The 13,737-nt window shown below is 61.4% G+C and carries 14 protein-coding genes and 1 pseudogene; 11 read left to right on the forward strand and 4 right to left on the reverse strand.

Annotation, left to right across the window (positions count from 1 at the left end):
• The 4 genes and pseudogenes from AAHK20_RS32180 to AAHK20_RS32195 form a co-directional block, all read left to right on the forward strand.
• A pseudogene (locus AAHK20_RS32180) lies at positions 1–377 on the forward strand (sugar kinase); the annotation flags it as partial.
• Positions 378–590: 213 nt separating this feature from the next.
• Entirely contained in the window at positions 591–812 is a 222-nt protein-coding gene (locus tag AAHK20_RS32185) for a hypothetical protein (protein ID WP_449185560.1), read from the forward strand.
• 75 nt (positions 813–887) lie between these two features.
• Positions 888–3,419: a hypothetical protein gene (locus AAHK20_RS32190; protein WP_449185561.1), complete on the forward strand. Its 2,532-nt coding sequence runs from the start codon at positions 888–890 to the stop codon at positions 3,417–3,419.
• The gene (locus AAHK20_RS32195; protein ID WP_449185562.1) at positions 3,416–4,819 is read left to right on the forward strand and encodes an alkaline phosphatase family protein; all 1,404 of its coding nucleotides are present in this window, start codon (positions 3,416–3,418) and stop codon (positions 4,817–4,819) included. The genes AAHK20_RS32190 and AAHK20_RS32195 overlap by 4 nt, the downstream gene beginning before the upstream one ends.
• A gap of 7 nt (positions 4,820–4,826) precedes the next feature.
• On the opposite strand, the gene AAHK20_RS32200 is transcribed toward AAHK20_RS32195, so the two are convergent.
• From AAHK20_RS32200 to AAHK20_RS32210, 3 genes are read right to left on the reverse strand one after another with little or no spacing between them, the layout of a single operon-like run.
• Positions 4,827–5,243 (reverse strand): DUF6691 family protein, encoded by a 417-nt coding sequence (locus tag AAHK20_RS32200; protein ID WP_449185563.1) that lies wholly within the window; start codon positions 5,241–5,243, stop codon positions 4,827–4,829.
• A 1-nt stretch (position 5,244) separates the two neighbouring features.
• A complete protein-coding gene (locus AAHK20_RS32205; RefSeq protein WP_449185564.1) occupies positions 5,245–5,679 on the reverse strand; it encodes a YeeE/YedE family protein in 435 nt (144 codons plus the stop codon).
• A 2-nt stretch (positions 5,680–5,681) separates the two neighbouring features.
• Positions 5,682–6,011, reverse strand: coding sequence for a metalloregulator ArsR/SmtB family transcription factor (locus AAHK20_RS32210; protein ID WP_449185565.1), 330 nt, complete (start codon positions 6,009–6,011; stop codon positions 5,682–5,684).
• An 84-nt stretch (positions 6,012–6,095) separates the two neighbouring features.
• Here AAHK20_RS32210 and AAHK20_RS32215 point away from each other — a divergent pair, with 84 nt between their 5' ends.
• The 6 genes from AAHK20_RS32215 to AAHK20_RS32240 all read left to right on the forward strand — a co-directional run bounded on the left by AAHK20_RS32215 (position 6,096) and on the right by AAHK20_RS32240 (position 11,361).
• The gene (locus tag AAHK20_RS32215) at positions 6,096–6,956 is read left to right on the forward strand and encodes an MBL fold metallo-hydrolase (protein ID WP_449185566.1); all 861 of its coding nucleotides are present in this window, start codon (positions 6,096–6,098) and stop codon (positions 6,954–6,956) included.
• Positions 6,957–7,239: 283 nt separating this feature from the next.
• Positions 7,240–8,046, forward strand: coding sequence for a transporter substrate-binding domain-containing protein (locus AAHK20_RS32220; protein ID WP_449185567.1), 807 nt, complete (start codon positions 7,240–7,242; stop codon positions 8,044–8,046).
• Positions 8,047–8,114: 68 nt separating this feature from the next.
• Positions 8,115–8,792: an amino acid ABC transporter permease gene (locus AAHK20_RS32225; RefSeq protein WP_449185568.1), complete on the forward strand. Its 678-nt coding sequence runs from the start codon at positions 8,115–8,117 to the stop codon at positions 8,790–8,792.
• Positions 8,789–9,439 carry an amino acid ABC transporter permease gene (locus AAHK20_RS32230; RefSeq protein WP_449185569.1) on the forward strand — a complete coding sequence of 217 codons (651 nt, stop codon included), beginning with the start codon at positions 8,789–8,791 and terminating at the stop codon, positions 9,437–9,439. The genes AAHK20_RS32225 and AAHK20_RS32230 overlap by 4 nt, the downstream gene beginning before the upstream one ends.
• Positions 9,426–10,145, forward strand: coding sequence for an amino acid ABC transporter ATP-binding protein (locus tag AAHK20_RS32235; RefSeq protein ID WP_449185570.1), 720 nt, complete (start codon positions 9,426–9,428; stop codon positions 10,143–10,145). Before AAHK20_RS32230 ends, AAHK20_RS32235 begins: the two co-directional genes overlap by 14 nt.
• A 250-nt stretch (positions 10,146–10,395) precedes the next feature.
• Positions 10,396–11,361, forward strand: a complete 966-nt coding sequence (locus tag AAHK20_RS32240) for a LysR family transcriptional regulator (RefSeq protein WP_449185571.1) — start codon at positions 10,396–10,398, stop codon at positions 11,359–11,361.
• A gap of 236 nt (positions 11,362–11,597) precedes the next feature.
• Here AAHK20_RS32240 and AAHK20_RS32245 read toward each other — a convergent pair whose 3' ends face one another.
• Positions 11,598–12,200, reverse strand: coding sequence for a helix-turn-helix domain-containing protein (locus AAHK20_RS32245; protein ID WP_449185572.1), 603 nt, complete (start codon positions 12,198–12,200; stop codon positions 11,598–11,600).
• 141 nt (positions 12,201–12,341) lie between these two features.
• On the opposite strand from AAHK20_RS32245, the gene glnT reads away from it, so the two are divergent.
• Positions 12,342–13,736, forward strand: a complete 1,395-nt coding sequence (glnT, locus tag AAHK20_RS32250) for a type III glutamate--ammonia ligase (RefSeq protein ID WP_449185573.1) — start codon at positions 12,342–12,344, stop codon at positions 13,734–13,736.
• The last annotated feature ends 1 nt before the right edge of the window (position 13,737 follow it).

A 13,737-nucleotide genomic window follows, 5' to 3' on the forward strand; every position in this document is an offset into this window, starting at 1 on the left:
GCGAATCGCAGTCGTCATCCGGCATCATCGTCTCCACGGGGCTGGGTTCGACGGCTTGGCTCAAGAGCGTTGTGACGGGAGCGTTTGGCGTGGCACGTGCGATGGAGGGAAAGGCGGGCAGCTTCCAGTATCAGCCGCAACCCTGGGACAGTCCCGAACTCACTTTCGCGGTGCGGGAGCCGTTTCCGAGCCAGGTATCGAAGACCGAACTGGTATTTGGCCACGTGAGTGCAGGGCAGCCGCTGCGTCTTCGCTCGCGCATGCCCGAAAACGGCGTGATTTTTTCTGACGGGATCGAGGTCGACTACCTGAGATTTACCGCAGGGATGGAAGCGACGGTGTCCGTCGCGGCGAGACGGGGGTGCCTGGTTGTGTAGTGTGGATGGGCGCGTTCATCAGCGTTAGCCCTGCCGCAGCGCAAGCCCGTCGGCGCGCGTGACAAACGACGCGAAATCAGAGCAAACCGCAAGGGGCGGAACCGCCTGTCATGTAGCACATTTGTGCTACAGAAAAGCCCCGATTCCTCTGACTATAATCAGACAAAACCAATCATCAGACGAAACGAGTCATAACGGTCCGGGGACTTCACCATGTCACGCGTAAATCGCTGGATCGCTATTTTCAACGAAAAAAATATTGCGCATTGCGCTATGCGGCAACCACTGCTGCTTAGCGGTCTCACCCAGCAAGGTAATGCCGTCTTCCCCACGCTCTCGGGCGAGGACGGCAAATTTAAATCGCCGCCTCAGATCCACATCCGCATCGCGTGGTTCAACTCGGCAAAACCCGCTGTCTTTCCTGTACTTCTTTAAAGCAAACGGTCTTTACGATTCCGGGGATGGCCAATTCCCGAACTGGCTCAATGCATTCATTTCGCGAGATTTAAAATGACCACACCAAAATTCGAAGTACTCGTGCATGTGGAAGATATCGGGGACATCACAGTGGGTCCGAACGAATATGCTGGCGCACCCGACAAGAGCAAAAGGATAGAAGGTTTTAAAATCACGTTCTCCGCCCCGGCCGGCCTTGGGCTGCGCTATATGGCCCATATCAGCACGAAAGGCGATACGGGCTGGTTCAAAGACGGAGAATATATTGGCAACCGCGGTCCACGCTTGCCTCTGGAAGGATTTGCGATCGAGCTGACCGGGGAGAACGCCGCGCAATACGATCTCCGTTACATGGCGTACAGGCTTGGCGGCGGCGAAACCGATTGGGTCTCAAACGGCGCATTTTGCGGAACGCGCGGCGCGTCTCAGGCTATCGACGCCATTGTCGTCAAACTCGTCCCGAAGATGTTTTTTCGGCGTGACTATACGCAATACAATACTAATCCCGGAGTCCCGCCGTCCCTCTGCACCTTTAAACAGCAAATACACTGCTTTTATCAGAAGCAAGGCGACGATCATCTGACGCACATCCGGTCTTCGAATGGCCTCTATTGGCATAGTGGACGCGAGATCGGCAATATTGCTGCCGACAACCGTCCGATTGTCACCAGTGCCGGCCCCTGCAGCGTCGTTTTCGACAATAAATTGTATGTCTTCTTTCGCGCGGACAGGGATAGCACGATCTATTACATAGTCTCGTCCGATGGAGAAAATTGGAGCGACCCTAAAAAAACAGACTGCCGCTCCAAATCGCATCTGTCAGCTGCCGCTCTAGGCGATTCTCTTGTAGTCGCCTATAGGAATTTTCAAGGCGATGGGATCATGTGTTACAAGCTCCGGGCGAACGGCCAATCGACCATTAAAAACACAGGCCATAATACGTCTGCAAATCGTCCGGGCATCGTCGCTTTCAAAGGCAATTACCACATCTTCTACAAGGACAAAGGCAAAGACGGTCCTTACAGTAGAGATAAAAATGGCGTCTTGCATATTGTGTCCGCCGACGGCGAAAGCTGGAAGGGGGCAGGTTCTTTCCACGTACTGAATGCCGAAACCAGCTCGTCGCCTGCCGCTGTCGCCTACAACGGGGAACTGCACCTTTTTTATCGAGACAACGGCGGCAACGCCATCTACCACGTCTTTTCCGGCGACGGCAACAAGTTCGAATGGGTGGACCCCCGCAACATCGGCCTCGACCTCGACGAGGGTCCCGGTGCTGCTGTGCTCGACGACATGCTATGCCTGGCAGGTGTCGACGCCGGCAACAACAAAGGCATCATGCGGGCAGTCCATTTCCCCTTGATAGCGTCTCCGTTGAAAGGGTGGGACTGCATCGCGGCCTTGGATCGCCAGGCCGTGCCCGTGCCATGCCCGATCGTCTCCCGGGAAATCGAACTGGCGGGGGCGCTACGGGACCATTTTCTCGACGTCCATCTGGAACCTGGCGTTGTCGATGCCTCCGCCCATGAAAGCGATACCTCTCTGACCGTTTCCTTCCCTGTCAGAGCGCACGCAAAGGGTGAGGAACGAGGGGAGGAAGGCACCCATGCAGCGAGCGCACGCCTGGTCGTGGAGCCGTCCGTAAAGGTAGTTCCGTCACCGGACAAAGCCGGACAGTGGGACGTCATGCTCGACTTCGAAAATCTCTCGGCGCAGCCTCAGTTGGAGGGCGTGCATGGCGATTCCGCTGCCATCGCGCAGCTACGCGACACGCTTGCATCGCAGATCGCAACCCAGCCCGCGTTGCTGCTCTGGACGATGGACGCACCGTTTGGCAATGGGGAACCGTTCAAGCATTCCAAACTCAAGTGCATGGCGGATCCCAATCGGCCGAAGGGAATCCTGCTTTTACTGCTTTCCAACAAGGACAAGGCGCCTGTCGTGGACGACCACACCTTCACACCGTCCGTGTTGCCAACCGGAAGCCACGTCGCTCTGTACGTATGCAACGACATGGTGATTCGACTCGTTGGCGGTAAGGTTCAAGCCACGCTCCGAGACAAGATGGGCGAGCAGAAAAGTCATGGCGCCAAGGATCTCAAATACGAATACAAACTCGTGCCGAACGAGTGGCCGCGCTTGCGCGCCTATACCGACAAAGAAAACTGCCGCTTCTGGGATAGACCCCGTACGCCGCAGGTAGATTGGTCCTCGGTCGACGCCGCGCATTCCAGGCTAACGGTCGATCTTCGATTGCGTGTGGAGGTAGCGCTAGACACGACTGCTGTCTACGTGGAAGCAACGCCGTCCCTCATGATGCAAATCGGCAGCGATCGAAAAAAGATCGCCTTTCAACTGGAGACGCCCACTCCGATATGGCACGAGACGCACGGGGTGGCGTGGTGCGCGGATAAGGAGGCCAAGCAGGGAGCCATCGAGTTAGCCGACGAATTAGGCAAAACCCTTTCGGGTATCAGCCCGATCGACTCTCGCGGCTTCGCCGAATTTACCCATGCATCCATCAATCGACTCGGCGAGCTGTTTATCGCTGCCAAAAAAAATGATAGCGAGGGAGAATCGCAGTGAAAGCATTGAACAACGTCGAACACTTCATCGTGCTCATGCTGGAGAACCGGTCGTTCGACCACGTGCTCGGCTTCATGAGAACGCCCGAATATCCGATCGACGGATTGCAGGGCCATGAATCGAATCCCGCGGATCCGAACGATGCCTCGTCGCCTCGCTACACCGTGAGCAGCGACGCGGACTACGGCGATCCTCCCGCCGACCCCGGGCATAGTTTCAACCCTGCGTCCATCACGCAGATGTTCGGCCTCGGCAAGGAGGCCCGGCAAAAGCTCGAATGGCTGCCCGACATGCCGCCCACGAACAACGGGTTTGTCCACGACTATCAGCAGCGGATCCACGGTCGTCCCGAGGACATCATGAAGTGCTTCGCACCCGAGCGCCTGCCGGTATTGACGACGCTCGCGCGCGAGTTTGCAGTCTGCGACAAATGGTTCAGCTCGGCGCCCGGGGCCACTTGCCCGAACCGGCGATTCGTCCATGCGGCCACATCGGACGGATATCTGGGCGGCACGCAAACGGTGACCGGGTCTCGCACGATATTCGAACTGCTCAAGAAGCGGGGCCTCAGCGGAGCCGTCTATTACCACGACGTTCCGCAATCGTTGACGATGCTTTCGGTGCTGGCGAACGCGCCGTTCAAGCCTGTTGACAAGCTCTGGGTCGATCTCGAGAAGGGCACGCTGCCGAACTATGCATTCATCGAGCCGCGATATTTCAACCAGCGGGGCCTTCGCGCGAACGACCAGCATCCCTCGAACGACATGCTGGAGGGAGAGAAGCTGATTGCCTCGGTGTACAACGCCGTCCGCAATTCACCGCTGTGGGAGAAAACGGCGCTGGTTATCACATACGACGAAGCGGGAGGGACGTACGATCACGCGAGCTCGCCGCACACGGTCAATCCGGACGGAAAGATCGGCCAGGATGACGACGAGGACAGCAAATTCATCAAGTTCAAATTCGACAGGCTCGGTTTTCGCGTACCCGCAGTCGTCGTTTCTCCGCTGATTCCGAGAACGACGATCGACTCGCGCGTGCACGATCACACTGCCATTCTGGCGCTGATCGAGAAACGCTTCGGCCTGCCCCATCTGACCGAGCGCGATAAATGGGCCGGCGAGAACAACCTCGCCACGTTGTTCTCGCTGACACAAGCTCGAACCGATACGCCGACGAAGGTGACGCCCGCCGCAAGTACCGAGATGCCCCCGCGTGCGCAAACCTCCTCGCTCAACGACCTTCAATTCGAACTCGTCGAATCGGCGGAATGGCTCGTGGAGCACGATGCGGCGCTCGCTCAACTGAGGCAGCGTGCAATAGCGGCAAGAAACCAAGTCGACGCGGTGAATTATTTGCGCGAAGTATTGCTGCGCATGGACATCCAAGCCGAGGATTGACGGCAGGTCAGGTTGTCGTCCGTTCCATGATTTCGAAGATGACCATGCCGGCGACCATCGACGCTACGAAGCCAACGCCCTTTGGATAACCGGCTCCCAGTGCCACCAACGCAGGCCCCGGGCAAAAGCCTGCCAGACCCCAGCCGACACCAAACGCGGCGCTGCCCAAGATAAGCCTCGGCGTGACCGTCGTGCTGGCCGGAAGCTGCGCCGGCAACCCCAAGAACGAGCGCTCGCGGCGTTTGGCAATCCGAAACGCCAGTGAGCCGATGGCAATCGCACCGGCCATCACGAAGGCCAGGGACGGGTCCCACTGTCCTGCCAGGTCGAGAAAGCCCTGTACCTTCGCTGGGCTGGCCATGCCGGAAATCATCAGGCCGATGCCGAGGAGCAGGCCCGCGAGCAATGCGGTAATCGTGGACATGTCAGCCTCCCATCAGATGCCGTTGTACGTAGACGGTCAGGAAACCGGTCACCATGAACGTCAGGGTGGCGACCAGCGAGCGGATGGCCCCGCGTGAGATGCCGCACACGCCATGGCCGCTCGTGCAGCCGCCGGCATAGCGGGTGCCCAGACCCACCAGGAAGCCGGCCACGAGGATTTCGCTCCAGCCCGCCTGGATATTCGCAACGGCCGGTATGCCGAGCAGGCTCGCGACGACGGGAGCGCCGACGAGACCCGCAAGGAAAGCCGCGCGCCAGGGCATGTCGTTGCGCGGCAGGCCCAGCAGCCCTCCCAGGATGCCGCTAATACCCGCGATGCGGCCGTTGAACAGCACCAGCACGGCGGCAGCCGCGCCGATGGCAAGTCCTCCGGCCAATGACAGGCCGGGTGTGAAGTTCTCGAAGTCGATCACCATGTCTATTTCCGGTTTGCGCTGGCACAGAACTGCTCGTACAGGACGGCCATGACGGCAAGCGCCTGCGCGCTCGCCATCGAATAGAAGATGTTCTTACCTTCCCGGCGAGTGGTCACCAGACCGTTTTCACGCAGGACACCGAGTTGCTGCGACAAGGTCGGTTGCAGGATGCCGAGCTGTTCCTCCAGCTCGCCGACGGACAGTTCACCTTGGGACAGCTGGCACATCAGCAGCAGGCGGTCCGGATTGGCGAGCACCTTGAGCAGGGCGCATGCATTCGCTGCGGCGGCCTGCATGGTGCTGAGGTCGATGGTCGGGTGCGGTTGCTTCATGGGTCACCTACAATTTCGATGCAGATATTATATTGAAAAATATATTATCCGTGAATAGAATGATTCGTATCCTGTGAGACAACCATGCAACCGACCATTCAACCGTTCTTCGACCCCGCAACCTCGACAGTGACCTACGTGGTTCACCAGGAGGGGCATCCTGAGTGCGCCATCATCGACTCGGTGCTGGACTACGACCTCAGGTCGGGGCGGACGTCGACGGCAAGTGCAGACAAAGTCATCGCATTCGTGCGCGAACGTGAACTGCGCGTCGAATGGATTCTCGAAACGCACGCGCACGCCGACCACATTTCGGCCGCGTCCTATCTCAAGCGCTCTCTCGGTGGGCGCATCGCTATCGGCAAGAACATCCGCCGGGTGCAGGGCGTGTTCACGACGCTCTTCAATCTGGAACCGGAGTTCCGAGTGGACGGCTCACAGTTCGACCACCTGTTTGAAGACGGCGAGACGTTCGCCATCGGCGGCCTGACCGGAAAGGCGATTCATGTGCCTGGCCATACCCCTGCGGACATGGCTTACCAGATTGAGGATGCGGTCTTTGTCGGCGATACGCTTTTCATGCCGGAGGTCGGCACCGCGCGCTGCGACTTCCCGGGTGGCAATGCGCACGAGTTGTACCGATCCATCCGCAAGCTACTGGACTTGCCAGGCGAGACGCGGCTTTTCACGTGTCACGACTATCCGCCTGAAGGGCGTGGTCCGGCCTGGGAAACGACCGTGCGTGATCAGCGGAATCGCAATATTCATGTGCGTGATGGCGTAACCGAGGAGCAGTTTGTCGCCATGCGGCAGGCGCGCGATGCAACGCTGGCGATGCCGACGCTGATTCTGCCTTCCGTGCAGGTCAATATCCGGGCCGGCGAATTGCCTTTGCCCGAGGCGAATGGGGTGCGTTATCTGAAAATCCCGCTTAACGCGATCTGATGAGTCGGCCAGCGTGTCGCCCCGCGACGCTGGCCAAGCTGGACGTCATGGGTGAACGTCAGAGCGGCCTCTGCGGGACCCGCATGCCACGCGCGGTGCATATGCCCCAAAACGGGGAATCCCGAATTGCCACGCGGCGGATCACACCCTTCTGCCGGCGCCCGCCATCTCGCTCGGGGCGTCACGCAATGCCTGGCCCGTTCCTTGCTCCTATCCGGCCCCGGACTCGGGCGTGCGTCAGCATGCGCGTGCCGCCCCAAATCACTCAGCTTCGGAAAACAAGATGGAACACACGCCTCACCGCACCGCTCGGCGCAGCTGGCTTGCCGCAATCGTCGCCGCATCGGCACTCGTTTTATTCGCCGCGCAAGCCGCGCATGCCGATGCGCTCGACGCGATCACGAAGCGCGGCACGCTGCGCGTAGCGGTGCCGGAGGACTATCCGCCGTACGGTTCGGTCGGCCCCGACATGAAGCCCCAAGGCTACGACATCGACATGGCCACGCTGCTCGCGAAATCGATGAACGTGAAGGTCGAACTCGTGCCGGTCAATAGCGCGAACCGCATTCCGTATCTGCAAACCGACAAAGTCGATCTCATCATCTCGTCGCTCGGCAAAACCCCCGATCGCGCGAAGGTCATCGATTTCTCCGCGGCGTACGCGCCTTACTTCCAAGGCGTGTTCGGCCCGGCCGACATCAACGTCAAGACCGCCTCCGATCTCGCCGGCAAGACGGTAGGCGCCACACGTGGCGCGCTCGAGGAAATCGCGCTCACGGACATGGCGCCCAACGCGACGATCCGCCGATTCGACGACAACAACGCCACGATTCAAGCGTTCCTCTCGGGCCAAGTCCAACTCATCGCGGCCGGCAACGTCGTCGCGGCCGCCATCATCGCGAAGCACCCGCCGCGGATGCCCGAAATGAAATTCATCATCAAGGATTCGCCCTGCTACGTCGGACTCGGCAAGAACGAGCCGCAACTGCTCGCGAAGGTCAACGCCACGATCGAGCAGGCGAAAAAGGACGGCACGCTCCAGGCGATGTCGATGAAGTGGCTCGGCCAGTCACTGCCGGCCACCTTCTAAAACGCGTCCGCATCGGGCTCGCCGCCGCGCGGCGAGCCATTCCGTCGTTCGCTTCAACGGTATCGTTCATGAGTTATCAACTGCAGTTCGGCGAACTCGCGGCCTATGCCGGCATGTTCACCAACGGCGCGGCCGTCACGCTCGGTCTGACAGCCGTATCGACATTGCTCGGCGTGAGCGTCGGGGTGCTCGGCGCGGCAGCGTGCGAAAGCCGCTACGCGGCGCTACGCAGGCTGGGCTTCGCGTACGTCGAGGGCATTCGCAACACGCCGTTTATCGTTCAGCTCTTCTTCGTTTTCTTTGGCCTGCCCGCGCTCGGCATCCACATCGGCGAATACACCGCGGCCATCGCCGCGATGACGCTCAATCTCGGCGCCTATTCGGTCGAAATCCTGCGCGCGGGCATTCGCGCCGTGCCGAAGGGACACCAGGAAGCCGCCGCGGCACTCGCGATGTCGCCGCGCGAGACCTTCATCCATGTCCTGCTGCCGCAGGCGTTCGCGAAAGTCTTTCCCGCGCTCGCCAGCCAGATCGTGATTACGATGCTCGGCTCGGCGGTGGTTTCGCAGATTTCCGTGGCCGATCTCACCTATGCGGCCAGCTACGTGCAATCGCGCAACTTCCGTGCATTCGAAACGTACTTCCTCATCGCCGGCGTCTATTTCGTGATGGCGCTCGTCCTGCGCGCCGCGCTTCACGCGGCGGGCCGCCGGCTCTTCGCACGCAATCTGCGAGGCGCCCGATGATCGAGTTCACTTTCGGCCAAATCCTCGAAGCGTTGCTGCTTGCCGCGCGCTGGACCGTCTTGCTCTCGCTCGTCTCGTTCGTCGCGGGCGGAGCGGTCGGGCTCGTACTGCTCGTCATGCGCGTGTCGAGTTCGAGAGCGTTGCGCGCACTGGTGCGCGTCTATATCGAGGTGTTTCAGGGCACGCCGCTGCTGTTGCAGCTGTTCATCGTGTTCTTTGGATTGCCGCTTGTCGGCATCGATGTTTCGCCCTGGGTGGCCGCCACGCTCGGCCTCACCTTCTTCACGAGCGCTTATCTCGCCGAGATCTGGCGCGGCTGCGTCGAGGCTGTGCCGAAAGGGCAGTGGGAGGCCTCGGCGAGCCTCGCCATGAACTACTTCGAGCAACTGCGGCACGTGATCTTGCCGCAGGCGGCGCGCATCGCCGTCGCACCGACCGTCGGCTTCGGCGTGCAAGCGATCAAGGATACGGCGCTCGTCTCGATCATTGGATTTTCCGAGCTCGCGAAAGCCGGTGCCGAGATTTCAAACGCGACGTTTAAGCCGTTCCTCGTGTACGGGCTCGTCGCGCTCATTTATTTCGCGCTCTGTTATCCGCTTACGCGTTACGCGCGAACGTTGCAAAGGACTGTGTATGGCGCTCGTTGAAACTATTGGAGTCGAAAAGCAGTTCGGCGCGAACCAGGTATTGAAAGGGATCGATTTTTCCGTCGACCGTGGGCAAGTCGTCTCGATCATCGGCCGCAGCGGGTCGGGCAAAAGCACTTTCCTGCGGACGCTGAACGGGCTCGAAAGCATCGACGCCGGATCGATTCAGATCGACGGCGAGCATATCGACGCGCGTCATGCCGACTTGCGTGCACTGCGCCTGAAAGTGGGCATGGTCTTCCAGCAATACAACCTCTTTCCGCATCTAACGGCGGGCGAGAACGTCGTCCTTGCGCAGACCGTGGCCAAGAAGACGCCACGGCGCGAGGCGCGCGAGTTAGCCGAAAGGATGCTCGAGCGCGTCGGCCTCGGCGACAAGTTCGGTGCGTATCCGGACCAACTCTCGGGCGGACAGCAACAGCGCGTGGCCATCGCTCGCGCGCTGGCAATGAACCCGACCGTGCTGCTGTGTGACGAGATCACGTCGGCACTCGATCCGGAACTCGTCGGCGAAGTGCTGAGCGTGGTCGAGAGCCTCGCGCGCGAGCATATGACGCTCATCATGGTGACGCACGAGATGCGCTTTGCGCGCGCGGTCAGCGACAAGGTCGTCTTCATGCATCAAGGCCGCGTGTGGGAAAGCGGCTCGCCGGAAGCGATCTTCGATCGGCCTTCGACGGTCGAATTGCGTCGCTTCATTCAATAGCGGCGCCGATTGCGCCGACTCGTACGCGCACGTTCGGATCGACGACGCGCCGGCGCCGATCACGATGAAGTCATAGTGGCTCGCTCATGGGAATCCCCGATAAGGCGATTGAGCGGATTCTAGGAAGCCGAAACCCGGGGGAATTTTGTATTCGGCAAACTTATGATGCGCACCCGAAAACGCTCATCGTGAGCACGGGCGGATTTTGAGCGCGCAGCATCCGCACCTATCGCTGTGAGAGTCACGCACGATGAGACGAACCCAACCCCCAATCGATCTGCGCGCGCTGCAGGCTTTCGTCGCCGTGTGCGAGACGGGCTCGATGACGGCCGCGGCGAAGCAGCTCGGCGTGAGCCAGAGCGCGATCAGTCAGGCCGTGTCGGCGCTCGAGCGCGATCAGGGCATGACGCTGTTCGACCGGGAGAGCCGTCCGCCGCGCCCGAACACCGCGGGACGCGCCCTGCTCGAACTCGCGGGGCCGCTGATCGAGCACGCGCAGATGGTCGGCACGCGGATCGGCGACGCCTCGCACGCGGGCACGCTGCCGGTGCGGCTCGGCTGTGTCGATTCGTTCGCGGCGACGGTCGGCCCGGAGCTGATTCGCGCGGTGTCGAATTCGGCGCGGCAGATTTCGTTGTGGTCAGGGCTCACGCCGGGGCTGTCGAAGCAACTGCATGACCGCGAGCTCGATATCGCCGTCTGCACGCAGACGTCGGTGAACGATGCGCGCATCGTTGAAATCCCGCTATTTTCCGAGGCGTTCGTGGCCGTGGTCGCGCGCAGCCATCTCGCTGGCCGCGCGCAGATCGACTGGCGCACGCTCAACAAGGAACTGCCGCTGATCCGCTACACGGCGCGCTCGGTGATCGGCCAGCAGGTCGAACGCTTCGCGCGGCATCTCGGCATCGACAGCCCGCGCCGCTACGAATTCGACGCGACCGATCCGCTGCTGAGCCTCGTGGCGGCGCGGCTGGGCTTCGCGATCTCGACGCCGCTGTGCCTATGGCAGGCGCGGCACTATCTCGGCGAAATCGCCGTGCTGCCGCTGCCGTCCGGGCGGCTCGGACGGCGCGATTTTTTTCTGCTGCACCGGCAGGGCGAGTGGGACGACTTCGCGAGCGAGATCGTCACGTTGACGCGCGCGGTCATCGATCGCTCGATTCAGCCGGCGCTGGCGCGCGCCTTGCCGCAGCTTCCCGAGGACGCATTGCGCTGAGCGCATTGGCGACGTGATAAGCGGAGCTGATGCAACGTCGTAACCCGCGTTGCCGTTTCAGTGCGCCCATGCACCGCATTCACGATGGGGCCGCACCGCGGGCAGGCAGGGGCAGGGAAAGCAGGGTGATGGGGAAGGGCCGCGGTACGCCGTCGATGTTTATTGACAGGAACTTTTGATTCTCATTGATAAACATGGCACGGACGTTGCGTAACAGGTGTCCGGGTCGGCGCCGCTCACTCGGCGGCGGGCTGGGCGTAGACGAAGATCGACAGAAACTGGATCGGCGTCTTGATCAAACGTTCGGGCCCATGCGGGATGTCGCCGCGGAACGTGAGGGTGTCGCCGGGATGGAGGATGTAGGTCTGCTGGCCGTGGCGGTACTCGATCACGCCCTTGAGCATGTGGATGAATTCGGTGCCGGGGTGCTCGAACACGGGGAAGCGTTCCGACGCGTCGTCCATCGTGATGAGGAACGGTTCGAAGAGCTTGCGCGGGCCTTGGTCGTAAGCGAGCAGATGGTAGGTATGGCCGCGCTGCGTGCCCTTGCGGACGACCTCCATGCCGGCGCCTTTCTTGACCAGCTGGGCGCCGCCTTGCGGGACGTCGAAGTTGCGAAAGAGCGTCGACATCGAGACGCCGAGCGCCATCGCGATGCGGTTGAGCACGTCGAGCCCGGTCGCGGTCTGCGCGTTCTCGATCTTCGAGAGCATCCCGCGGCTGATGCCGGCCTGCTCGGCGACCTGCGCGATGGTCAGCCCGTGGGACTGGCGCAACTCGCGGATCGTCGCGCCGAGATAGCGTTCGAGCGGTGATTTGCTGTCGTCCGCAGTTTGCATGGATAGCCTCGGGAAAAGGATGCAAGGTTAGCAGATCGAGAGGGTCTGCCAGCCTAAGGAAAGAGAGGGTCCGATTGCGCGCAGAGTGTTTCCTGCTAGGAAATATTTTTGCATGTTAATAAATTGTTGCAAGGAGTGGCAATGAACCTGAACGACGCGAGCAAGCTGCCGGTCACCGTCGACGCGCTAGGAAGCGTGCCGCGCTTCGACACGGCGGAAGACGCGCAGGCCTGGCTCTCGCAGCGAGGCGTGAAATACGTGTTGGCGCAGTTCGTCGACATTCACGGCGTGGCGAAGGCGAAGTCGGTGCCGGTTGCGCATCTGAAGAGCGTGCTGACGGTCGGCGCGGGCTTTGCCGGCTTCGCGATCTGGGGCGTCGGCATCGAGCCGAACGGGCCGGACTTCATGGCCGTCGGCGATCTGTCGACGCTCACGCCGGTGCCGTGGCAGCCGGGCCTCGCGCGCATCGTGTGCGACGGCCACGTCGACGGCAAGCCGTGGGCCTTCGATTCGCGCGTGACGCTGAAAAAGCAGGCCGCGCGCATGACCGAGCGCGGCTGGACGCTCTACACGGGACTCGAGCCGGAGTTCTCGCTGCTGCGCCGTTCGGCGTCGGGCGTGCTGGAGCCGTGCGATCCGAGCGACACGCTCGCGAAGCCGTGCTACGACTACAAGGGCCTGTCGCGCACGCGGGTGTTCTTGGAAAAGCTCACCGAATCGCTGCGCGCGGTGGGCATCGACGTCTATCAGATCGACCATGAAGACGCGAACGGCCAGTTCGAGATCAACTACACGTACACCGATTGCCTGACCTCGTGCGATCACTACGTGTTCTTCAAGATGGCCGCGTCCGAGATCGCGAACGAGCTCGGCATGATCTGCTCGTTCATGGCGAAGCCGTTCGCGAACCGCCCCGGCAACGGCATGCACATGCACATGTCGATCGGCGACGGCGAGCGCAACCTGTTCGCCGACCGCAACGATTCGCTCGGCATGGGCCTCTCGAAGCTCGGCTACCAGTTCACGGCCGGTCTGCTCGCCCACGCGCCCGCGCTGGCGGCGCTCTGCAACCCGACCGTCAACTCGTACAAGCGGCTCGTGGTGGGCCGCTCGCTGACCGGCGCGACGTGGGCGCCTGCCTATATCAGCTACGGCGACAACAACCGCTCGACGATGGTGCGCATGCCGGGCGAGCGCATCGAACTGCGTCTGCCGGACGGCTCGTGCAATCCGTATCTGGCGACCGCCGCCGTGATCGCGGCCGGCCTCGACGGCATCGAGCGCGAGCTGTCGCCGGGCGAGCCCGCCAACGACAACCTCTACGACTGGACCCCGCATCAATTGCGCGAGCGCGAGATCGGCGTGCTGCCGCAGAACCTCGAGCAGGCGCTCGACGCACTCGAAGCCGACCGCGTGATCTGCGATGCGCTCGGCCCCGTCGCCGGCGAATTCCTCAAGTTGAAGCGCATGGAATGGCTCGAATACATGCGCCACGTATCGGATTGGGAGCTGAAGAGCTACCTCGAATTCTTTTAAG

This window comes from Trinickia camelliae (assembly GCF_053525655.1).